Source organism: Bradyrhizobium sp. 76, assembly GCF_023073025.1.
Taxonomy (GTDB): Bacteria; Pseudomonadota; Alphaproteobacteria; order Rhizobiales; family Xanthobacteraceae; genus Bradyrhizobium.
This window is the reverse complement of record NZ_JADPIS010000091.1, coordinates 76,120-96,287: the sequence shown is the minus strand read 5'-3', so window position 1 is coordinate 96,287 and position 20,168 is coordinate 76,120. Positions and strand designations below refer to the sequence as shown.

At 60.2% G+C, this 20,168-nt stretch carries 15 protein-coding genes and 5 pseudogenes; 11 read left to right on the top strand and 9 right to left on the bottom strand.

All coding sequences use genetic code 11. From position 1 onward, the window contains the following. Window positions 1-78: 78 nt before the first annotated feature. Window positions 79-288 (bottom strand): annotated as a pseudogene (locus IVB48_RS23065) (transposase); the annotation flags it as partial. Between the two features lie 440 nt (window positions 289-728). On the opposite strand from IVB48_RS23065, the gene IVB48_RS23060 reads away from it, so the two are divergent. Beyond that, window positions 729-1,118 carry a hypothetical protein gene (locus tag IVB48_RS23060; protein WP_247403211.1) on the top strand — a complete coding sequence of 130 codons (390 nt, stop codon included), beginning with the start codon at window positions 729-731 and terminating at the stop codon, window positions 1,116-1,118. A 91-nt stretch (window positions 1,119-1,209) separates the two neighbouring features. Beyond that, a pseudogene (locus tag IVB48_RS23055) lies at window positions 1,210-1,645 on the top strand (nitrilase-related carbon-nitrogen hydrolase); the annotation flags it as partial. Window positions 1,646-1,824: 179 nt separating this feature from the next. Here IVB48_RS23055 and IVB48_RS23050 read toward each other — a convergent pair. Together IVB48_RS23050 and IVB48_RS23045 are read right to left on the bottom strand one after the other, a co-directional pair. Further along, window positions 1,825-2,679, bottom strand: coding sequence for a hypothetical protein (locus IVB48_RS23050; RefSeq protein ID WP_247285502.1), 855 nt, complete (start codon window positions 2,677-2,679; stop codon window positions 1,825-1,827). 11 nt (window positions 2,680-2,690) lie between these two features. After that, window positions 2,691-2,990 carry a hypothetical protein gene (locus IVB48_RS23045; RefSeq protein ID WP_247285503.1) on the bottom strand — a complete coding sequence of 100 codons (300 nt, stop codon included), beginning with the start codon at window positions 2,988-2,990 and terminating at the stop codon, window positions 2,691-2,693. A 356-nt stretch (window positions 2,991-3,346) separates the two neighbouring features. Between IVB48_RS23045 and IVB48_RS23040 the strand changes: the two genes are divergently transcribed. The 4 genes and pseudogenes from IVB48_RS23040 (at window position 3,347) to IVB48_RS23025 (ending at window position 7,592) form a co-directional block, all read left to right on the top strand. Next, the gene (locus IVB48_RS23040) at window positions 3,347-4,588 is read left to right on the top strand and encodes a hypothetical protein (protein ID WP_247360301.1); all 1,242 of its coding nucleotides are present in this window, start codon (window positions 3,347-3,349) and stop codon (window positions 4,586-4,588) included. A gap of 203 nt (window positions 4,589-4,791) precedes the next feature. Beyond that, window positions 4,792-5,871: a hypothetical protein gene (locus IVB48_RS23035; protein WP_247360299.1), complete on the top strand. Its 1,080-nt coding sequence runs from the start codon at window positions 4,792-4,794 to the stop codon at window positions 5,869-5,871. A gap of 1,097 nt (window positions 5,872-6,968) precedes the next feature. Beyond that, window positions 6,969-7,163 (top strand): annotated as a pseudogene (locus IVB48_RS23030) (hypothetical protein); the annotation flags it as partial. Window positions 7,164-7,196: 33 nt separating this feature from the next. Next, a complete protein-coding gene (locus tag IVB48_RS23025; protein ID WP_247403223.1) occupies window positions 7,197-7,592 on the top strand; it encodes a hypothetical protein in 396 nt (131 codons plus the stop codon). Window positions 7,593-8,763: 1,171 nt separating this feature from the next. Here IVB48_RS23025 and IVB48_RS23020 read toward each other — a convergent pair. Both IVB48_RS23020 and IVB48_RS23015 read right to left on the bottom strand, forming a co-directional pair. Next, a pseudogene (locus IVB48_RS23020) lies at window positions 8,764-9,409 on the bottom strand (lactate dehydrogenase); the annotation flags it as partial. Between the two features lie 120 nt (window positions 9,410-9,529). Beyond that, window positions 9,530-10,426: a LysR substrate-binding domain-containing protein gene (locus IVB48_RS23015; protein WP_247403208.1), complete on the bottom strand. Its 897-nt coding sequence runs from the start codon at window positions 10,424-10,426 to the stop codon at window positions 9,530-9,532. A 111-nt stretch (window positions 10,427-10,537) separates the two neighbouring features. Between IVB48_RS23015 and IVB48_RS23010 the strand changes: the two genes are divergently transcribed. From IVB48_RS23010 to IVB48_RS22990, 5 genes and pseudogenes are all read left to right on the top strand, one after another. Beyond that, complete coding sequence (locus tag IVB48_RS23010; RefSeq protein WP_247403204.1) at window positions 10,538-11,287, top strand: glucose 1-dehydrogenase; 750 nt, start codon at window positions 10,538-10,540, stop codon at window positions 11,285-11,287. Between the two features lie 23 nt (window positions 11,288-11,310). Next, window positions 11,311-12,162 (top strand): transketolase, encoded by an 852-nt coding sequence (locus IVB48_RS23005; RefSeq protein WP_247385128.1) that lies wholly within the window; start codon window positions 11,311-11,313, stop codon window positions 12,160-12,162. After that, the gene (locus tag IVB48_RS23000; RefSeq protein ID WP_247403202.1) at window positions 12,159-13,169 is read left to right on the top strand and encodes a transketolase family protein; all 1,011 of its coding nucleotides are present in this window, start codon (window positions 12,159-12,161) and stop codon (window positions 13,167-13,169) included. Before IVB48_RS23005 ends, IVB48_RS23000 begins: the two co-directional genes overlap by 4 nt. Before the next feature lie 194 nt (window positions 13,170-13,363). Continuing rightward, a pseudogene (locus IVB48_RS22995) lies at window positions 13,364-14,389 on the top strand (TRAP transporter substrate-binding protein). A gap of 35 nt (window positions 14,390-14,424) precedes the next feature. Next, window positions 14,425-16,278 (top strand): TRAP transporter large permease subunit, encoded by a 1,854-nt coding sequence (locus tag IVB48_RS22990; protein WP_247403220.1) that lies wholly within the window; start codon window positions 14,425-14,427, stop codon window positions 16,276-16,278. A gap of 44 nt (window positions 16,279-16,322) precedes the next feature. Here the strand turns inward: IVB48_RS22990 and IVB48_RS22985 are convergent, their stop codons facing one another. The 4 genes from IVB48_RS22985 to IVB48_RS22970 are packed head-to-tail and all read right to left on the bottom strand — an operon-like array spanning window position 16,323 to window position 20,121. Continuing rightward, a complete protein-coding gene (locus tag IVB48_RS22985; RefSeq protein ID WP_247403199.1) occupies window positions 16,323-17,213 on the bottom strand; it encodes an SMP-30/gluconolactonase/LRE family protein in 891 nt (296 codons plus the stop codon). A 34-nt stretch (window positions 17,214-17,247) separates the two neighbouring features. Further along, window positions 17,248-18,351 carry an ABC transporter ATP-binding protein gene (locus tag IVB48_RS22980; protein ID WP_247403197.1) on the bottom strand — a complete coding sequence of 368 codons (1,104 nt, stop codon included), beginning with the start codon at window positions 18,349-18,351 and terminating at the stop codon, window positions 17,248-17,250. 10 nt (window positions 18,352-18,361) lie between these two features. After that, window positions 18,362-19,201 carry a carbohydrate ABC transporter permease gene (locus tag IVB48_RS22975; protein WP_247285518.1) on the bottom strand — a complete coding sequence of 280 codons (840 nt, stop codon included), beginning with the start codon at window positions 19,199-19,201 and terminating at the stop codon, window positions 18,362-18,364. Next, on the bottom strand, window positions 19,198-20,121 hold the full coding sequence (locus IVB48_RS22970) for a sugar ABC transporter permease (protein ID WP_247403192.1): 924 nt from the start codon (window positions 20,119-20,121) through the stop codon (window positions 19,198-19,200). The genes IVB48_RS22975 and IVB48_RS22970 overlap by 4 nt, the downstream gene beginning before the upstream one ends. Between the last annotated feature and the right edge of the window lie 47 nt (window positions 20,122-20,168).

The window sequence follows — 20,168 nt, the reverse complement described above, 5'->3', positions numbered from 1 at the left end:
TCTGCATCGGCGTGCCAAGGCATTCGGGTTTGTTCTCCAGCCCGTGGAGCCGAAAGCTGGTGCTGCCGTTTCTTAGGAATCGTTCTCCAGCGTCAGCTCTCCGATCTTGGCGTGCAGCGACTTTACGTCGATCGCAGGCGCGGCGGGCGCAGCACTGCCAGGTCAAAAACCTCCGCACGCGCCGCCTTCCAATTGGGCCTTCCAGGCCGTGATCTGATTGGGGTGGACGTCGAACTGCTCGGCCAGTTGAGCGATCGTCCGGTCGCCCTTGACGGCGCCAAGCGCCACCTTCGCCGGCGTTAAAGCCGGACCGTTGTCTTTCGATCACCAGGCCGCCGAATCCTTATGAGCACGCACTAATATCTATCTCGCTGTGCAGAACAATTTTCCAACGATTCAATGATTTAACGGATTTGCTGGAAAACAGGAAAGCGCGCGTGGTATAACCGTGTCGTTGTTAAACCTTTACCGGGCTTTGCCCCACGCCGTTTTTGGAATACAACGTAGTCGACAGTGGTGAAATCAATACCTTCCTCGCCGGATGTTCTCAGAACCAGGCCACAGCGCGACTGCTGGCTATTTGTCTGGAACGCGCGTTGCGCAATGGGCCGGACGGTCTTCAGCCTCTCGAAAAATAAGATCCTGACGCACCGGGCTGGCTGCGCGAGAAGTTCGCGTCCGGCGTTAGGTTTCATCGCTTCGTGCCGAATGCCGCGCTCGAGGCGCGTGTGCGCCACGTTGCCGACTGGATCGAAGCTGCGCGGGTGAACAACGAAGAATGGCTGCAGCGCTGCGACGAGCAAGGCCGTCCGCTGAAGCTCCTTAAGATCGGCTCGCTCGCGCAGGCGATCGCTGAAGCCGACAAGGCGATGCGGCGGTTCGCTTTCAATGCGGCGGCCGCGCCCCATATCGACGGCGAGGGCGAAGAATCGGTGATGACGTTCGCCGACGGCAGCCGGATCGTGCGTCTTTTGACGCCGGCGGCGCTCGATCGCGAAAGCGCGATGATGGGTCATTGCGTCGGGCAGGGCGCGTATGACGCGGCCGTCAAAGACCGTAGCCGGATCATCTACTCGCTGCGCGACGCAAAGAACAAAGCGCATGTCACTTTGACGTGAAGGCGGACGGCAACGAGCTTCTGCAGTGCAAGGGCAAGGAGAACAGGCCGCCGGTCCCACGCTACATGCCGCAGGTCCGCGCGTCCATCGAACGCTCTCCATGTACGAGCCCTTTGCGTACGCGCTTGGCTGGGAGACCAACAATGCCGTCAGCAAGATTTATGCGGTCGAAAGGATCCTGTTTCGTGCTGGCGCCTTGCGCCGTTATCTCCCGGGAGATGGTCGAGGAGATGTGCGATACAGAGGACAAGCGCAACCTGGTGCATGAGGGCGGCGGACATGCCGTAATCTACGGTCCTGACGGCAGTCCGCTCGCGGAGAAGTTGCCTGAAACCAGCGTAGGGATCGTCTATGCCACTATCGATCTTGCCGCGATCGGCATAGCGAAGAACGCGGCTGACCCTGCGGGGCATTACTCCCGCCCCGACGTCGTTCGGTTGTTGTTAAATAACAAGCCGGCGAAGAGGGTGGAGCACTTCTCGCTTCCGCACGATGTTTTTGCGCCCGACCTGAACGGTGCGGAGTGAAGCGACGACCGGAAGTCGCTTCGAGGAGCGCGTGCACCGGGAGGGCTGTACCCGCGGACATTTGCCGCTAGCGCCGCGCTACTCGGTCAAAACGGGCATGAGCGGAAGTATAAGCGATGTCCGCTTTGCTCCCCGCGGCGATGCTGCTGCAGTCAACTGCGGCTAATAAACTGGCGCTTCTAGGGCCCAGGCCTGCGCGCGAGGGTCGATCCCAGTTGGGTATTGATGTGCTGGTAAAACGAGATTTGGGACGGGGCGAAGCCATTGGGACCCGTTGGCCCGAAGGTAAGCAGCAGCTCATGTGTGCGGGAGCGATTCAGGTTCAGGATCGGCGTTCCGCCGCCGGACAGCGGAATAAGCTTGAATTGAGGGGTTACGCCGCCGCTGGAGACAACCACGAACTTCAGATCGTAACTGTAAACGTCGATCTTTTCAGGCTTCTTCGCACCCTGCGGCTTTGATGAATGGAGCAGATCGGCAGCCTTTACGTGGTCCTCCAAAAAACGCGCTATACCCAAATCCGACTTCACGAGAAGTGAGCTGGCGTCTCGTTCGATAGGCCACGCCTGCTCGTCGCACATGTCTTTGTTCTTGCCGGGGCCCGCAATGCTGCCGACACTCCAGTAGGAGTAGGCTGTATCCGTTCGTGTTGCAGTCGATGAAAGCTCTCCCGAAAGGCCTACGCTCCAGCTCCTACCGATCGAGAGGCCCGATTCCGATCCGTTCGTAAGCGTACGATTATAAGTCAGGTTCGGCGTGAAGCCCGAGCTTTCCACAACGCTAAGGGTCAACTGCAACTGAATGCCATAGTCTGGCGGTATCGGCGGTCCGAATCCGGTTGGAGTTTGATTGACCCTGCGTATCCCCTTGATGGTTTCGCACAGAATATTGCGCTTTATCTTAAGCACCATGTCGGGGCCGACATCTTGCGCCTCCCACGCTTCTGTGAGCGTAGGCGGGACAAGGCCGCAGCCGGCGAGGGGGATCGTCAGGAGCAGCGCTGCCGTGCACACCCTCAAGGACAAACTTAGCATTATGGCATGCCTCAGTCTGGCAGCTTGAGGTTCGGCTCATCAGGCCGCAGCTGCTTGAGTAGATCGGTCGCATCCCCGTGCGGGACCGAGGTGATCGTTACCTCAAAACCGGGGCCCGCCTTCTTGACGTGCAAATTGGCCTGATCGCCGGCTTTGTCCGCTAAACCGGGAAGCAGCTCGCCGGGCACTTCCTCAAGGATGAACTTGTAGTCGGCGCCGACCCTCTCGATACGGATCGCATCGATGCGGGGGTAGCACAGGTTTCCCCACAAGACTTCATTGGCGGCGCAGGGTGGAGGATGAGGGGCCATATCCGTCTCCCGATAAAAGTTTTTCCTCGCAATAGATTTTCGTCGCAACCGATACGATCGGGCCGTAATGCCGTCTTGGCAAGTCTGAGTAGCAGGAGCCTTGACGAAAAATGTCGAGTTGTATCCGGGGGGCCACACCAGGCAAGCGCGTTCAAAAGCGAACCGGGCTGCGGTGCGTCGTTGCCATAAAAGGGCTCGATCGTTTTCGCGCCAATTTTGCGGTGCTGGGCTAGGCTGCCGCACGAGCTTGCCTTACCCTCCGAGCAAGTCTAGCTTACTGCAAGCTTTAGTAGAACGCAATTTGATGCGGTGACGCGCCGCGGGGCCTGCACCGTGAAATTCAATGGGAGCGGCACGTGCGCTCTTTTTTAAATCGTAGGCCGGGTGGCTTCTTTTGGACCATCGTCCTTCAGCTGGTGACCTGTGTGCTTCCTGGCGTTGCGGCCTCGGCCGATGCTCCCGGCAAGCCGGCGTTGACGGTTATTCTAGAGCGCAATGAAATTCTCGCCGGCCAGACGATGAGCTTCAACGTGTGGATCGAGAATGCGACCGAGGCCAGGATAATCGATGCGGGTCTCAGCTTGTTTGGGCCGACCTTCTTGAAAGTCGGCACCCTCGACACAAGCGGCGTGTGCTCCACAAAAGACACTATAGTTCTCGGCAGCGTTGAGCCCGGTTCGACGCTGGTGCGGAACAAATTGTGCCTGAAGGCAGATTCCAGCATCGAAGAGCGTGACGAGAATCTGGGGTTCGGTCTCAGCTATTCACTTCAGAACGTGAAGGACAACAAAACGACTGCCGGCGCGCTTGTTGCGGAAAAGAAGTTGAGCATCGGCCTATTCGGAACGGAAAGCGTTGGCGGTGTTTCGCTGCGTCTTGCGTCGTACATCATTCCCGGCACGCTTTTCTTGATGATTTTGCGATTATTCGCTCCCAAATGGAAAGTAGAACTCGGTGCGACGGAGTCCGTCACACTCAGCATTTTTATCTCGGTTCTCTTGTTCCTTCTGGCGGCGCTTGGATTTCCTTCCTTGCAGCTGCGTTTCGCAGGGATCGGATCAAGTGTAAGTGCGATTGCGTTTCTCGCGCTCTGTGGCGCTGCGATCGCGCTTGCTTTCATTGCAGCCGTCGTTTTGCAAGGTTTGTCATTTATAGCCAGTCAATGGCGCAAAGCCCGCGTTGTCCAGGAAACTGACAGTCCCGGCAGAATGCTCCGGAAAGCTTTGCGCGCTGCCGGGGGCAACTTCGAGCCCGTCATGATGATCCAGGGCGATAAGCAGTTTTTCGGTTCGCTTGCAGTGCCCACGTACGACGGCGGCAAGATTTTGCTCGGATGGTTTAAGCTCAAGATATCCGACGAGACGAAGCGATCGAAAGCGGAGGAATTGGTCAGAAAGAACAAGTTCGTCAAACTCATGAGAAAAGCTGCCTGGTGGAAGATTCAGCCGGAAATGGATGATCCGGTCAAGGAACCGGACGACGCTGGCGGTCTCAAAGCAACGAATACGATTGGTAAGTACTTCGATGAGAAGGCCGTGCGTTTGGCGGTCATGCGAGATGAGCTTAAAGAGAGCAAACCTGTCATCGTGACCAAATGATGCGGCTGGGACCGGCCTTGCGGCCGGCCCCAGGAGATAGTTGCCGCCTTGCTCGCCTTGTGTGGCAAGCAGTGGCGGCATCTTTGGGCACGTAGCCCAGCTGTACAGCGTTGTGAGAATATCGCGCCAAGGGCGAGAAGACAAACGGTAAACGGTCAATAGAAGGTGGTCACCCCCGATGCGGCGCTTGCGAGGAATTTGAAATGGCGCGCGTGGTTTATTGTGTTTTTGACGTTCATCTCTGGTCGCAGCCGTTCGTTGGGGCCGATTTCGATCCAAGGGTCCATTTCCTTTGGTCCGCTTCTGATTTCCGCCAGATGCGCACCCGCGGCACCAAGATCGAACTTGCGAACCTGGTCCTGCTTCCTCTGAATAATGAACTCGATCTGCGACGGAATCACCTTTGGCCGCGCTATCAGACGGTCGCTAGCAATGTACCAGGAAGTATAACTCCGTTTGGAGAAGCCAGCGATTTTGTGTGGCCGGTACGCTGCAGGCCCAAGAATCTCGATTTAACGCTAAATGGAGCCGTGTGGAACACGAACCGGAAAGTGCGGTCGACGATCTGGCTTTGGCCGTTCGGGTGGTCGTCCCTGCTCGAGATGGACCTTCCTGCAGGCGATGAGTTTGACGACCTGCTGGATATTGGAATCAAGCTCCGTCAGAAAGATCCTGCTCCTCTGCTCCTGAAGGGGAAGGCGGTCGGGGTGTCCGGCGCGCTTGCCCATCTGGCTCAGCTCGTCAAGCAGGATCTGTGCACGCCGGCCGCTCAAGGAAAGGCAATGGAATCTACTCGCCTTCCGCGCTACGTCGTGTGCGCCATTGAATTGCAGAAAGGATTTCAAGTTCGCCGCAACATCTCCATGGCGGATCGAATGTCGCTGATCGGGGCTGTGCGCGGACAGGAGCTCGACCTGAGCAAGTTTCTCAGCAATCCTCCCTTATTCACGCCGCTCGGTGATGGCAATTTTGCTGTCACCGACTTTGATGCGGGAACAGCAATCGTTCAGCGGCATCGGCAGGACCGGGAGGGCAGCCTGGAAGGCAATCATTGCTTCTACGTCAATACGCGGAATTTTTTCTCCATCTTTCTCACCCTTCATCGGTTGATCGCCTACCTGACCGTGAAATCGAAGGGAGACGCAAGGGCGGCGGCTGCCGCATCGGTGCTCGCGTCCTTGCCTGCCGAATATCGAAACAGGCTCTGCTCGGACTTCGCCGCGAAATATGCGCCGCAGCCGACTGTTCCAGTTGTTGCAGGTAATAACCCCGCGGCTCCTTGAGGGCACGTTCGCGACGCATGGGTAGTGCTTCAGCGCGAAGCGTTTTTCAAGCGGCATGGGCACCGAACTTGATCTTGGGCCGCGAGCCATCGATTCCTTCCCGGACATGGCGCATGGACTTTATCCCGTCGCTCGTTCTTCTTACCGCGCGTGAGCTCGTTAACCTTGGCTTTCGCGACAGGGACCCGTCTGCCCGTAAGCCTCACCCGCGCGAGGGATCGTTACCAGCAACCGCCGAGACTTAATGCGCTGGGCAGGCGAGCGAAGGAAGATTGAGGTTGGCTACCTACTCAGACTCGCCGTGCGCTACGCGAAGCAGTTCGCGTAGGCGCTCCCGGTTGAGCGTATCCTCGTACGGGAGACCGATTGAGTGCGCCGAGGCTCTTGCAGCGACTTCGCTTGCGATCTCTTCGAGCCTGTCGACGGGAATGGGATCGACATCTCCCGTGATGCCGCGTTGTGACAAGCGTCCCGGACAATCCTGGCGAACTCGCGTTCGCGGGCCTGATTAACGTAGCGCTCGGCCATGGCGGTCATCCGCCCGCCGAGTGCGCTGAGAAGCACGTGCTCGGGCTTGGTTCCGGCGTGAGCTCGTTATCGCAGAAGATGCATTTCGGCATTGGCCTTTCCGTGGGATAACCGGCGGTGCCCTCGCTCGTGCTGACGGACCATGACCAGCTTCGCCCACGGCGTTAAGGAAATCTCAAAGAAGGAAAAACGATCGGACATAAACACCGATGGTCTGTCTGTCCGGAACGCCCCTGCGGCTGCCCCGGAGATGGATTCGCCGTGTGGTGGAAAATAGACGCTCTGGCAAGTGGCGAGACATCGCACGTACATCGCGGCGAAAATCGTCAAAAAGAGCCGCTCCAGCGCTGAATACCATCACGGAGGCGGTTCCTCCAGCGCTGGCGTGGCGGAGCCAGACCAGCACAACTGTCCTGCTTCGACGGCATGGCGGCAACGTCTTGGACAATCAACAAGCAACGACGACTGTGGTGAAGTTCATACTCGACTTTGGAATCAGCTAGTAGTCTCTTTGAGGGGTTCACCGTGCTTTCTCTGCTACCATTCTTTGCGCCTTGCGGAGTCGCCAAGTGTTGGACGCAACGACCACTGCGCTTTTGCGTGCTGTTCTTGAGGAGGTTTGCGACAGTCTGCCTCGCAGCGAAACCGGCACTCGGGCCCATGTCGCTTCCAAGATCTTGGAGGCCGCCAACAAAGGTGAGATCACAGCGGAGCGCCTTCGGCAGGTCGCAATGCAAGCTCTTCGCTCCGCGCCAACCATGTGGGCGCTAGATACGGACAAGACCGATAGTGCTCATGTGAATTTCCAGGTCACGGTGTTGAAGATCCTTTTGAGCTACCCGAACGGCTTCGCATCCATGCCGGACCTCAAGCGAGACATGGCCATTTTGGCCACGAGCGGTCCGGATTGGGCGGCACGCACCAAACGAATGGGCACCCGTGTGCCAGAGCTCGACCTTTTTACGCAGCAACTCGTCGAGCGCTTGAATGGAGGGTGGCGCATCACGGACAAGGGACGAGCGGTGCTCGAGCTGATGGAGCCGCGCCCTAGTACGCACCAACTCCAACCAGAGGACACGAGAGCTCCTGAGCTGCCATCGCCAGTGCCGGCAGGATCTCTTCCTGTCGAACTACGCCGGCGTGAGCCCGAACGACTGGGGCGGCGCCGGTCCTCCAGACTCACTGATGGCTAACGAGGTCGGCGCAAGGATGCTGGACTCTCACGATCTCCGCCGGCGGATGGCCCGCCGGATCTGATTGACCAAATAAGTGCCCCAAATGATCATCATCGCGCCGACACGTTCCGTGCACTTGCGCTCAAGGTACGTTGACCGGCGGCATGGCCGCAGTCGGGCGCAACACGAATTGCTCTTGCTGCTGCCCGCGCGCTGCCAGGATGATTGCAAAAACCACGAGGAAAATCAGAGACCGAGTCATGACCAAGAATTACTTCAGAATCCATATCGCAATTGTGAAACCCCTCACACCCGGGCCAAACGACGCGCGTCGCGCGCATAATATCGCGCCGCTCTTCAGGTCCCGTTTGCTGAGCCGAAAGCAATAACGATTATTCGTGCCGCAACACGGCCGAGTAGCCTTGTGTGGTGCTCAAAAAATGCATTTTCGAGGCGCAACAGCCGGAAATCTGTGCAAAATCAGGATAAGAACTGACGGCGCGGGCGCAGGAAAGGTCTGTTGCTATCCAGGACCCCAACCAGGGGCGCTCATGCGCAAACCATTGTGCTTCCGGCGCGCTCCTAGCGCTAACTGCCGCGGGACTATACTCCTATGTTCGAGCCTCTTCGCGTTATTATGAAGCTTAAGTAATTTAAGACCTCGCTTTGCCTCTGAGGTCAAAGGCAATAATTCTCTTTCGACTGCCGACTTGCCAGCGTGGCCGGCTTGATGTCGCTCGCAAACAGCTCTTCGGCTTCTTTTCTGACGAAATGATTTGAAGGCGCCGCTGAGCGGTGTGATCTTTGATGCTTTGGAGCAAGCGACAAACAAAGCGCGTGCGTTTCGAACGAGAGCATTGGGTCACCCTTTTGGGTGTAAATGGAAAATGGTGGCGCGATTGCGTTCTCGTTGAGATTTCCGAAACTGGCGCCCGCCTACGCGTTGACGGGTCTCCAGACGTGCTCAAATCACGACATTTTTTCTTGCTACTTTCCCGAACTGGATTGGCGTTTCGCCGGTGCGAATTGGTCATGCTAGATGGCTCGGAAGCGGACGTTCAGTTTGTAGTCCGTAGCATTGCTGGTTTGAGCACTCCTAGGATCGGCGGACTGTGACGAGGGGGAACTGCAAGCGAGCACGCCATCGCTTGAAGAAAACGCGCTGGAGCAGGCAGCTAACATCCTGCCGGTAGGAGTCCGCCGTCTGCCACGAGCCGTTCGCGGGGTCGCGGAAAACGGCGCTGGCGAGTTCAGCGACGACGTTGTCGCAGTCCCGTGCAGAAGCTCGGCGATGTGGTCGATGTCGATGCAGCCGCGCTCGTTGAGGACGACCGCGAGCGCGTCTGCCGCGCTGGTGATTTCCGGGCCGCCGCCGGCGCGATCACCGATCGGCCCGGCCTTCGCGGTGTTCGTCTCGAGGTCGTAGTCCTCGATCGAGGCGACGAGCCAGCAGTCCAGGTCGTCGAGGAAGGGCTGGATGTTCGGCCGGCGGTGCGTCTCGCGCACCTCGACGATCTCTTCATCCTCCACCATGGAGACGGTGGTGAAGTTGATCGGGCCGAAGTCGCGGGCGAAGTTCGACTAGGCGATGCGCAGCCTGACCTGGGCGTTCTTCTACGGTGGTCGAGCTCCTGCGCCTTCAACACCTCGCGCAGGGCGTCGCGGACCGGGATCGGCTTCCGGATGATGCGCACATGCTTTTCCGGGATGCCCTCGGCGCTGCGGCCGTTGCGCGCTTTCACCACGACGGGCTCGCCGTCGACGACCTGCATAAATCCGTGGGCCTTGTCGAAGAAGTAGCTGCCCTCGCGCACGTGGCGATCGGCAGGCCAATCGACTCCGATGCATCGCGGGCTTCTTAAAGGTCGGGAGCGCTTCGGTACTCGTCGATCGCTATAAAACGTATAAACGTAAACAGTTCGGATCGAGTTCGGCGCCGATTCTCTGCGATCACGTTAGCTCGGTGGTACCGCGCCTTCGCCACCGAGTTGCGCCATGAACCAATCTGCGAAGGCTCGTACCGCCGATCTCTGTCGGCTGGCGCGCGGGTAGATCAGGCGGTGACCAACGTAGCGGATATCGTTAGCGCGTCCTGCCAGCGGAGCGACCAATCGTCCGCTCGCCAGTTCGCGCTCGGCCAGGAGGGTCGATTCCAGCGCTACGCCCAACCCCTCGACAGCCGTAGCAATCGCAAGAAAGCTCCGGTCGAATCTCATGCCGTGAAGCGCAGGTGCTTCCAAGCCATTTGCGGTGAACCATTGGTGCCACTGCACCCGCTTGACGTCGGAGCGGATGAGCGTCTGATCGAGCAGATCGGCAGCCTTTCGTATCGATTTTGCGAGCGAAGGCGAGCAGAGCGGCGTGACCGTCTCCTCCGGCAGAGGAACAATTTCGACACCTTCCGCGCGCGGCGGACCGTAGACGATGTCGATATCGAAATCATCATTGCTGAAGCGTGCGTAGTCGGTGTTTGCAGCCAGTCGAACTTCGAGCTTCGGGTAGGCGGCGAGAAACTGCGCAAGCCGTGGCGCCAGCCATTGCGCGGCAAAGCTGGGCGCGGAATGGACGCGCACCAATTGTGGCCCGCGCGCGGCGACTTCCTCGAGGCCGCGACGGAGCTGGTCGAACGCTGCTCCCGTGTGGCGCATCAGATTCTCGCCGGCCGGCGTGAGCCGCACAGACCGCGAACTGCGCTCGAACAGAACGGTTCGAAGCGTGCCTTCCAGCTTGCGGATCGCGTGACTGACGGCGCTTGGCGTCAGGTGAAGCTCATTCGCCGCATCGCGAAACGATCCAGTGCGGGCGGCTGCTTCGAAGGCGCGAATTGCCGATATGGGGATATTCGACAGCATCCCATAAGTGAACCAGATTCATCGGTCCGTGACAACTGCGCGCTTGTCCGTTGATCCTCCGCGGGTCATTCCTGGCCTTGCCAAGGAAGAATAAATTCGTGGGAGGAACTGATGCTGCTCAGCGGTAAGACGGCCATCATTTCGGGCGCGGCCTCGCCGCGCGGGATCGGGCTTGCCACCGCCCGGCGGTTCGCCGGCGAGGGCGCTCGGGTCGCCATTCTGGACATTGACGCTGACGCTGCCGCGGAGGCTGCGACCTCGCTTGGAAAGTCGCACATTGGGCTACGGTGCGACGTCGCAGATAAATCATCCTGCGAGCAGGCGGTCGCCCGCGTGATCGAAGCCTTCGGCGCCATCGATGTCCTGATCAACAATGCCGGCATCACCCAACCCGTCAAGTTCCTGGACATTTCGCCCGCCGATTGGGATCGCATTCAGGACGTCAATCTCAAGGGTATTTTGTTCCTCTCCCAGGCCGTGATCCCGCATATGCGCGCCCGGAAATCCGGATCGATTGCATGCATGTCGTCGGTCTCGGCCCAGCGCGGCGGTGGAATTTTTGGCGGCCCGCACTACTCCGCGGCGAAAGCCGGTGTGCTTGGTCTTGCCAAGGCGATGGCCCGTGAGTTTGGCCCGGATGGCATTCGCGTCAACTGCGTCACGCCCGGTCTGATCGGCACCGATATCACCGCGGGCAAGCTGACCGACGAGATGAGGGTGAAGATCCTGGAAGGCATTCCGCTCAACCGTCTCGGCACGGCGGAAGACGTTGCCGGCATCTACACCTTCCTGGCCTCGGATCTTTCCGCTTACGTGACCGGCGCCGCAATCGACGTCAACGGCGGCATGCTGATCCACTGAGCCGGCAAGACGAGGTCAGATCGATGGAAACCACGACCAACACGCTTGCGAACACCCCCAAGCTGGCCGACCGCGCCTACAACATTCGCCGCAATGCGCTGCGCATGGGTGAAGTCCAGGGCCAGGGCTATATTGCACAGGCGCTCGACATCTCTGACGTTCTCGCCGTCGCCTATTTTCATGCGATGCGCTATCGGCCGGAAGATCCGTCCTGGGAAGGACGCGACCGCTTCCTTCTCTCAAACGGGCACTACGCCATCGCGCTCTACGCGGCTTTGATCGAGGCGGGGATTGTCCCCGAGGAAGAACTCGAAACTTATGGCAGCGACGAGAGCCGCCTGCCGATGTCGGGCATGGCGTCTTACACGCCGGGAATGGAAATGTCGGGCGGCTCGCTCGGACTTGGACTCAGCATTGCTGTCGGCATCGGCCTTGGGCTCAGGCGCAAGAAATCCGAGGCGCGGGTGTACACCTTGTTCTCGGACGGCGAGCTTGATGAAGGCTCGGTCTGGGAGGCCATCCAGTCGGCAGGCCACTACAAGCTCGACAATGTGATCGGCATCGTCGACGTCAACAATCAGCAGGCGGACGGTCCTTCCACGCAGGTCATGGCGTTCGAGCCGCTGGTCGACAAGCTTCAGGCGTTCGGCTGGTTCGTGCAGCGCGTCAACGGCAACGATCTCAATGCCGTGGTTGCCGCCTTCGACGCGGCCAAATCCCATCCCGAACTCAAGCCGCGGATGATCGTCGCTGACACGCTGATGGGGAAGGGTGTTCCCTTCCTCGAGCAGCGCGAGAAGAGCCATTTCATCCGCGTCGAGCCGCACGAATGGCAGCTCGCGCTTGCCGCGCTGGAAGCCGGGAGGCAGGCATGAAGACCGTCAGATCAGCACCGCAGCCGGGCAAGCCGCGCCTGACCACCTCGGCCATGATTGCATCGATCGCGGCCGAGGGGCAGAAGACGAAGCCAGCGCCCTTTGGACACGCGCTCGTCGAACTCGCGCGCCACCGCCCCGAGGTGGTCGGCATGACGGCCGATCTCGGCAAATACACCGATATGCACATCTTCGCAAAGGAGTTCCCGGACCGCTATTATCAGATGGGCATGGCCGAGCAGCTCCTGTTCGGCGCAGCATCCGGCCTTGCCGCAGAAGGCTTCATGCCATTCGCGACAACCTACGCGGTGTTCGCATCGCGGCGGGCTTACGACTTCATACATCAGACCATTGCGGAGGAAGACCGCAACGTGAAGATCGTCTGCGCATTGCCGGGCCTGACCTCGGGCTACGGCCCGAGTCATCAGGCCGCGGAGGACCTCGCGCTGTTTCGCGCCATGCCGAACATGACGGTCATCGATCCCTGCGATGCCCACGAAATCGAGCAGCTGGTGCCTGCCATCGCGGCGCATCAGCGACCGGTCTACATGCGCCTGCTGCGCGGCCAGGTGCCGGTCGTGCTGGACGAATATGATTACAAGTTCGAGCTCGGCAAGGCCAAGCTGATCCGCGACGGGAAGGACGCCCTGGTCATCTCATCCGGCATCATGACCATGCGTGCGCTCGAAGCCGCGCAAACCTTGAGGGGCGACAGTGTCGATATCGCGGTGCTGCATGTTCCAACCATCAAGCCGCTGGATGCCGACACGATCTTGCGTGAAGCCGGCAAGCCGGGCCGCCTTGTCGTCGTTGCCGAGAACCACACAACGATTGGCGGTCTTGGCGAGGCGGTTGCCGCACTTCTGATGCGTTCAGGCGTCCATCCGCCTTTCCGCCAGATCGCATTGCCAGACGAATTTCTTGACGCCGGCGCGCTTCCGACACTGCACGACCGCTACGGGATTTCCACCGCAGAGGTCGCACGGCAGATCAAACAGTGGCTTTAGTGCACCGGCGCTAAGCGCCAACCCAGCCAAGCCCGAGTGAAGAGCTATGCCCGTCGCATGTTGCGGCGGCGAGCGATGGCTCTTGCACCAAATGCCGGCGGTCGAGAGTCGGTGAACGAAGAGCCCGGAAGGCTGCACGCCAGCGTGCGCTGATGCAGCGGGCAGCAACGTCAATGATGGACCAGGAGGAAAACATGACAGTATCGAAGCCCGGAAGCATCAGCCGCCGTTCGCTGTTGATGGCGGCCACGGCCGTACCACTCTGCGGGATTCTGACCCGTCCGGCGTCTGCCGCCGAGTTCGTCTACAAGTTCGCGACCGGACAGGATCCAACCCATCCGGTGAATATTCGGGCGCAGTAGGCGATCGACCGTATCCGCGAAGCCACAAGCGGCCGGCTGGAGATCAGGCTGTTCCCGGCCAATCAGCTCGGCTCCGACACCGAGCTCCTGACCCAGGTTCGCAGCGGCGGCGTCGAGTTGTTCAATCAATCGTCCTCGATCCTTGCCACGCTGGTGCCCAGCGCGGGCATCGTGAACACCGGCTTCGCGTTCGCCGACTATGACAGCGTATGGAAGGCGATGGACGGCGACCTCGGCGCCTTTATCCGGGCGCAGATTGCCAAGACGCCGATCATGGCGGTGTCGAAGGCCTGGGACAACGGTTTTCGTCAGGTGACCTCGTCCGGCCGCGAGGTGCGAACGCCGGATGATCTGAAGAATTTCCAGATCCGTGTTCCGCCCGCGCCGCTGCTGACCTCACTGTTCAAGGCGCTCGGAGCCCGGCCGACGCCGATCAACTTCAACGAGGTCTATTCCGCGTTGCAGACCAAGGTCGTCGACGGCCAGGAGAATCCGCTGCCGATTATCGCGACCGCGCGTCTTTATGAAGTGCAGAGCACGTGCAGCCTGACCGGGCACGTCTGGGACGGCTACTGGATCCTCGGCAACAAGCGCGCCGTCGAGCGCCTGCCGAAGGACGTGCAGGAGATCGTGACGCGCGAGCTCGACCGCTCTGCCGTCGATCAGCGCGCCGATATCGCAAAGCTCAGCCAATCGCTGCGAACCGATCTCTCGGCCAAGGGTCTCAAGTTCATCGACGTCGATCGTGCCGCCTTCCGCCAGGCGTTGACCAAGACCAGCTTCTACGCCGACTGGAAGAGCAAGTTTGGCGAGGAGGCGTGGTCCCAGCTCGAAAAAGCCGCGGGTCAGCTATCATGACCAGCGTGAGCCATACGCCGCACGCAGATGCCGGTATGGCGGCCGGCGCGTCTCAAGCAGGCTCGAGCAGTTGGACAGTGAAAGCGAATACGGTGCTCGGCCACGTCGCCGCAGTACCCGCGGCGTTACTCGTGCTGGCCGAGATCGCGGTGCTGTCCGCTGGCATCGTAGCCAGATACGTGTTCCATTCGCCGATCGTCTGGTCGGATGAGCTTGCCGGCATCCTCTTCCTCTGGCTCGCCATGTTTGGATCAGTGATTGCGTTCCAGCGCGGCGAGCATATGCGGATGACCGCAATCGTCGGGATTCTCGGGACGGAAGTTCGCGCGTTCCTGGATGTCATAGCGGCTGCGACGTCGCTGGCATTTCTCGTGCTCGTCGTTTGGCCGGCCTATGAATTCGCCGCCGACGAGGCCTTCGTCACGACCCCGGCGCTCGAGATCGTCAACACCTGGCGTGCCGCAGCGCTGCCGATCGGGATCGGGCTGATGCTGGTCGCAGCCGTCCTCCGGCTCATCCGCATCGCGAACCTGCGCAGCTTGCTGACTTCTCTGGCGATCGTCGCAGGCATCATCGCGCTATTCGTTCTGCTCGCGCCGGTGTTGAAGCCGCTCGGCAATCTGAATCTTCTGATCTTCTTCGTTTTCGTGGTCGGCGCGATGGTTTTTGCGGCCGTGCCGATCGCGTTCGCATTTGGCCTCGCCACGGTCGGCTATCTCGCCCTGACAACCAGCACGCCCGACGTGGTGATGATCGGACGGATGGATGAGGGCATGAGCCACCTGATCCTGCTTGCCGTGCCTCTCTTCGTCTTTCTCGGCCTTCTGATCGAGATGACGGGTATGGCGCGCGCCATGGTCAGCTTCCTGGCGAGCCTTCTCGGTCACGTCCGCGGCGGGCTGCACTACGTGCTCGTCGGGGCGATGTATCTGGTCTCCGGCATCTCCGGTTCCAAGGCGGCGGACATGGCTGCGGTGGCTCCGGTGCTGTTTCCCGAGATGCGGCAGCGTGGGGCCAAGCCCGGCGATCTCGTTGCGCTCCTGGCCGCGACGGGGGCGCAGACCGAAACGATTCCGCCGTCACTGGTTCTGATCACGATCGGCTCGGTGACGGGCGTGTCGATCTCGGCACTGTTCACCGGAGGATTGCTCCCCGGCGTGGTGCTCGCGGTCATGCTCGCCGCCGTCGTTAGGTGGCGATACCGCCGCGAGGATCTGTCTCACGTCAAACGAGCCACAGGGCGGCAGATTGGCCGGGCTTTCGTGATTGCAATTTCCGCCATCGCACTGCCATTCGTGATCCGGACTGCCGTCGTTGAAGGCATTGCGACGGCAACGGAGGTCTCGACCATCGGGATCCTCTATTCGGCCTGCGCGGGTCTCTTCATCTACCGGCAGTTCGACTGGCGCCGCATCTATCCGATGCTGGTCGAGACGGCCTCGCTGTCGGGGGCGATCCTGCTCATCATCGGCGCGGCGACGGGCATGGCCTGGGCGCTGACCCAGTCGGGATTTTCTGCCTCTCTTGCAAAGTTCATGACCAGCCTTCCCGGCGGCGTCCCTGTCTTCCTCGCGGTAACGATCGTGACCTTCGTGATCCTGGGCAGCGTGCTGGAAGGGATCCCGGCCATCGTTTTGTTCGGCCCGCTCCTGTTCCCCATCGCGCGGCAGGTGGGGGTACACGACGTCCACTACGCGATGGTGATCGTTCTCGCGATGGGAATCGGGCTGTTCGCGCCACCCTTCGGCGTCGGTTACTACGCGGCCTGCGCGATCAGCCGGATCAACCCGGACGAGGGAATGAAGCCGATCGTGGGCTACATGATCGCGCTCTTGATCGGCAACCTGATCGTCGCAGCCGTGCCCTGGCTATCGATCGGCTTCCTTTGAGCCTCGGCGGAATGCCTCGCGGGACAAAACCGTGAGGCGCCTCGTCAGGCGAATTTCGGCAGATTCAGCGGCAGGCCTTCGCAGGGCATATCGATCTCCTCGACCTGGCCCTTGCCGACTTCAGTGACACGCAGCTTCTTGCCCTCGAGTGTAAAGGCACAATTCGTCGGCTGCGGCCCATCCAGGATCAGCCGGTCGACGACTTCGCCCCGTCGGTCCAGCACCGTGACGTTCTTCTGGTTGTAGACCGTGCAATAGAGGCGGCCATTCGTCCCGAAGGCCATACCGTCCGGCCCTTTGAAGTCAGGATTGGAATCAGGCTGCAGGACGTTGCCGAAGACCGCACGTTTCGGCGAGGCTTCGCCGAGCACGTCGTATCGGTAGATCTCGCCGGTGAAGGACGCGTTGGCATAGAGCTGATTGTCGGGACCGAAGGCAATGCCGTTGGTGAACCGGATCTTGCGATCGAGCACGCGCAGGACTTTCATCGCCGCTGGATCGATCTCATACACACGGCCGTCCCAATCAAGATTCATATAGTCGTCGACGAAGGCTTGCCCGTTGATGAAACCCTCAGCAGCCATGCCGGAGTCGGTCATGTAGAGCAGTCCATTCGGACCGAAGCAGAGATCGTTCGGGAACAGAAAGCGGTCCGCACCTTCGCCCTGCATGCGCCGGATCTCGTTTCCGCTTTCGTCGATGCAAATCAGCGCCCGAAGACCGGCTTCTGCGATCCAGATCCGGTCGTGGCCATCGGTCGTCAGTCCGTTTGGACGACCGCCCGTGGTCCGGATCACCCTGCGATTGCCGCGAGAGTCAAGCCGCGTAATGCAAAGGGTCGACGCGGACATCTCCGTGACGTACATTGATCCGTCCGGCAGGCACACCGGGCCCTCGGGCGCTCCGATCCCGGTGGCAAAGAGTCTCGACACCATTGTTTCCTCCCGTTTTCCAGATTGTTGGCGCTCGCTAGGCGATGACCAGGCCGCTGGCCGGATCGATCAGCACCACACGATTGAGGTCGATGGCGAGGTCGATCCGCTCGCCATGGCTGCTGACGTCATGAGCTTGCAGCTCGGCAACCGCATCCACTCCGCCGATCTTGATGGTGGCGAATGTACGGGTCCCAGTCGGCTGAATGAGATCGGCGACGGCTGAATAAGAGACCACTCCGTCGCGCAAAGGTCCGCCGCCAGCCCGGATGAGGTGCTGGGGACGAATGCCGACGAGAACCTCCCGTCCATCCTCGCGGGTGACTAATGTGGCCTTTGCGGGCGGAAGTGTCAGCGAATCACCAGGCCGAAACACAACTGCACCAACGCCGCCGTTGGTCTTGAGGGTCGCCGGGATGAGGTTGATCGACGGAGATCCGAGGAAGCCGGCCACAAAACCCGTACGGGGCTGCTCGAACAGTTCAAGCGGAGCCCCTTGCTGCTCGATTTTTCCATCACGGAGCAGCACGATGCGGTCGGCCAGCGTCATCGCCTCGACCTGATCGTGGGTGACGTAGATCATCGTCGTCGTGATTTCGTGGTGCAGGCGCTTGATCTCGGTCCGCATCTCATCGCGCAATTGGGCGTCGAGATTTGAGAGCGGCTCGTCGAACAGGAACAGGTCCGCCTTGCGGACGATGGCCCGGCCGATGGCGACCCGCTGACGCTGTCCGCCGGAGAGCTGCCGAGGATAGCGCTGAAGAAGATTGCCGATGCCCAGCATTTCGGCGGCTTCGCTGACCCGCTTCCTGATCTCCATCTCTGGAGTCTTGCGGGCGCGCAGACCGAAGGCGATGTTCTCGTTGACGGTCAAATAGGGGTAGAGCGCGTAATTTTGAAACACCATCGCGATGTTGCGCTCGCGCGGGCGCAGATCGTTGACCACTGCGCCGCCGATGGTGATCGTCCCGTCATCCGGGTCTTCAAGACCGGCTATCGTTCGTAAGAGCGTGCTCTTGCCGCAGCCGGACGGCCCTACAAGCACTGCGAATTCGCCGTCGGTGATGGTAAGATCCACACCCCGAACCGCGTGCACGTTGCCGTAATATTTGTGCACCCCGGACAGCTTGACGTCAGCCACTTCGCTCTCCTTAACCTTTGACTGCGCCCAGAGAGATGCCGCGCACGAGATAGCGCTGCATCACCGAGACCGCGACGAAGATCGGCAACGTACCAAGGACCGACATTGCCGCGATCTTTGCCCAGAAATTCGATTGTCCGCCGAAGTAGTGCGTCAGCATGACGGGAAAGGTGATGACCTCGGTACGCGTGAGCACCAGCGCGAAGAGGAAGTCATTCCAGGCGAAGACGAAGGTGAAGACCGACGTCGCCATGAGCCCCGGACGGACCATCGGAAAGACAACTTTCCAGATCACTTCCCATCGATTCAGGCCGTCCACGAGCGCGCTTTCTTCGAGCTCCAGCGGAACGTCGACGATGTAGCCGCGCATCATCCAGATCACGTAGGGGAGATTGAACGCCGTGTAGAGCAGGATCAGCCCGAAATAGCCGTCGACGAGACCAAAATAGACGTAGATCAGGAAAATCGGAAAGACGACCGCAATTGGTGGGATCATGCGCTGGGAGATGATCCACATTGCGAGGTTCTCGCCGCCGGTGCCGAACCGGGCTAGGCTGTAGGCGCAGAGCGTCCCAAGAACGATCGCAATGCCGGAGCTGACGCCGGCGACGATCAGACTGTTCAGAATGGCAAGGACGTCCCCGTCCTTGAACAGCACGTAATAGTTCGAGAACTGGATCTGACCGGGAATCCACAAGGGCGGCACATGATAGATCTCGTCCGGCGTCTTGAACGAAATCATGAACAGCCAGTAGACCGGAAACAGAAACAGCAGGGTTACGACGCTGGCGCCGACATAGCGAAGCGCCAGGATGCGGGCTTTTCTCGCTGGAAGCTTGGCGATCCTCATCGCGCAAGCACCATGCGCTTGAGGAACAGGGTGGTGACGAGCGTCAGCAGCGCAATCACCAGGAACGAGATCGCGGCCGTATAGCTCGTCTCGAATTGCGAGAAGCCCTGCACATAGGTGTAGAGCGAGATGGTCTCGGTCATCGAGCCCGGGCCGCCTTCGGTAAGAGCCCAGATGATGTCGAAGATGCGGACGAGGTCCAGGCCCCGGATCAGGCAGGCCACGGCGACAACGGGCGCGATCGCCGGCAGAACGATTGCGCGAAGCACGCGAAAGTATGATGCGCCGTCGAGTTCCGCAGCTTCGAGCTGCGATTGGTCGACGTTCGACAAGGCTGCGAGCAGCAGCAGGAACATGAACGGCGACCATTGCCAGACTTCGCAGACGATGATCGCCGGATAGACGTAGGCAGGATTGACCGTCCAAAGGATTCGCACCGGCTCGCCCGCAATGAAGCTCAGGATCTGACCGACTGGACCGAAGCGAACGTCGAACATCAACCGCCAGGTCGCTCCCGCGACGATCGGAGAGATCACCGTCGGAAGCACCAGCAGTGCGACGAAGAGCTGGCGTCCGGGCATGCGATCGATGAAAAGCTGCGCCATCAGGAAGCCGATCAGCAGCTCGAGGGGCAGGGCGATCGCGGTGATGATGGCAGTGTGGCCGAGCGAGGCCCAGAGGCGAGCATCCCTGAACAGCTCCGCATAGTTCAAGAGGCCAACTAAGGACGTGTCGTTCTCGGTCATCGTGATGCGCTGAAAGCTTACGATCAGCGAATAGATCAGGGGAAACAAGCCGACCAGGAGAAGGATCAGAATGGCCGGCGCGACGATGAGATAGGGCAGGCGGTCCTCGAGCATGCGCCCGAGGCGGCTAGGCCGACGTTGTTCGGCACCCTTGAGACTTGCGGAAAGCGTCATCATCAGTCCAGGAAACAGCACAGCACGGGAGGGCTAGGCCTCCCGTG

Coding starts and splice junctions, on each gene's coding strand:
- IVB48_RS23045 (WP_247285503.1), bottom strand. CDS start 2,990: ATGGCCCCTCATCCTCCACCCTGCGCCGCCAATGAAGTCTTGTGGGGA.
- IVB48_RS23000 (WP_247403202.1), top strand. CDS start 12,159: ATGAAGACCGTCAGATCAGCACCGCAGCCGGGCAAGCCGCGCCTGACC.
- IVB48_RS22975 (WP_247285518.1), bottom strand. CDS start 19,201: ATGAGGATCGCCAAGCTTCCAGCGAGAAAAGCCCGCATCCTGGCGCTT.
- IVB48_RS22985 (WP_247403199.1), bottom strand. CDS start 17,213: ATGGTGTCGAGACTCTTTGCCACCGGGATCGGAGCGCCCGAGGGCCCG.
- IVB48_RS23035 (WP_247360299.1), top strand. CDS start 4,792: ATGGCGCGCGTGGTTTATTGTGTTTTTGACGTTCATCTCTGGTCGCAG.
- IVB48_RS22990 (WP_247403220.1), top strand. CDS start 14,425: ATGGCGGCCGGCGCGTCTCAAGCAGGCTCGAGCAGTTGGACAGTGAAA.
- IVB48_RS23050 (WP_247285502.1), bottom strand. CDS start 2,679: ATGCTAAGTTTGTCCTTGAGGGTGTGCACGGCAGCGCTGCTCCTGACG.
- IVB48_RS23005 (WP_247385128.1), top strand. CDS start 11,311: ATGGAAACCACGACCAACACGCTTGCGAACACCCCCAAGCTGGCCGAC.
- IVB48_RS22970 (WP_247403192.1), bottom strand. CDS start 20,121: ATGACGCTTTCCGCAAGTCTCAAGGGTGCCGAACAACGTCGGCCTAGC.
- IVB48_RS23015 (WP_247403208.1), bottom strand. CDS start 10,426: ATGCTGTCGAATATCCCCATATCGGCAATTCGCGCCTTCGAAGCAGCC.
- IVB48_RS23010 (WP_247403204.1), top strand. CDS start 10,538: ATGCTGCTCAGCGGTAAGACGGCCATCATTTCGGGCGCGGCCTCGCCG.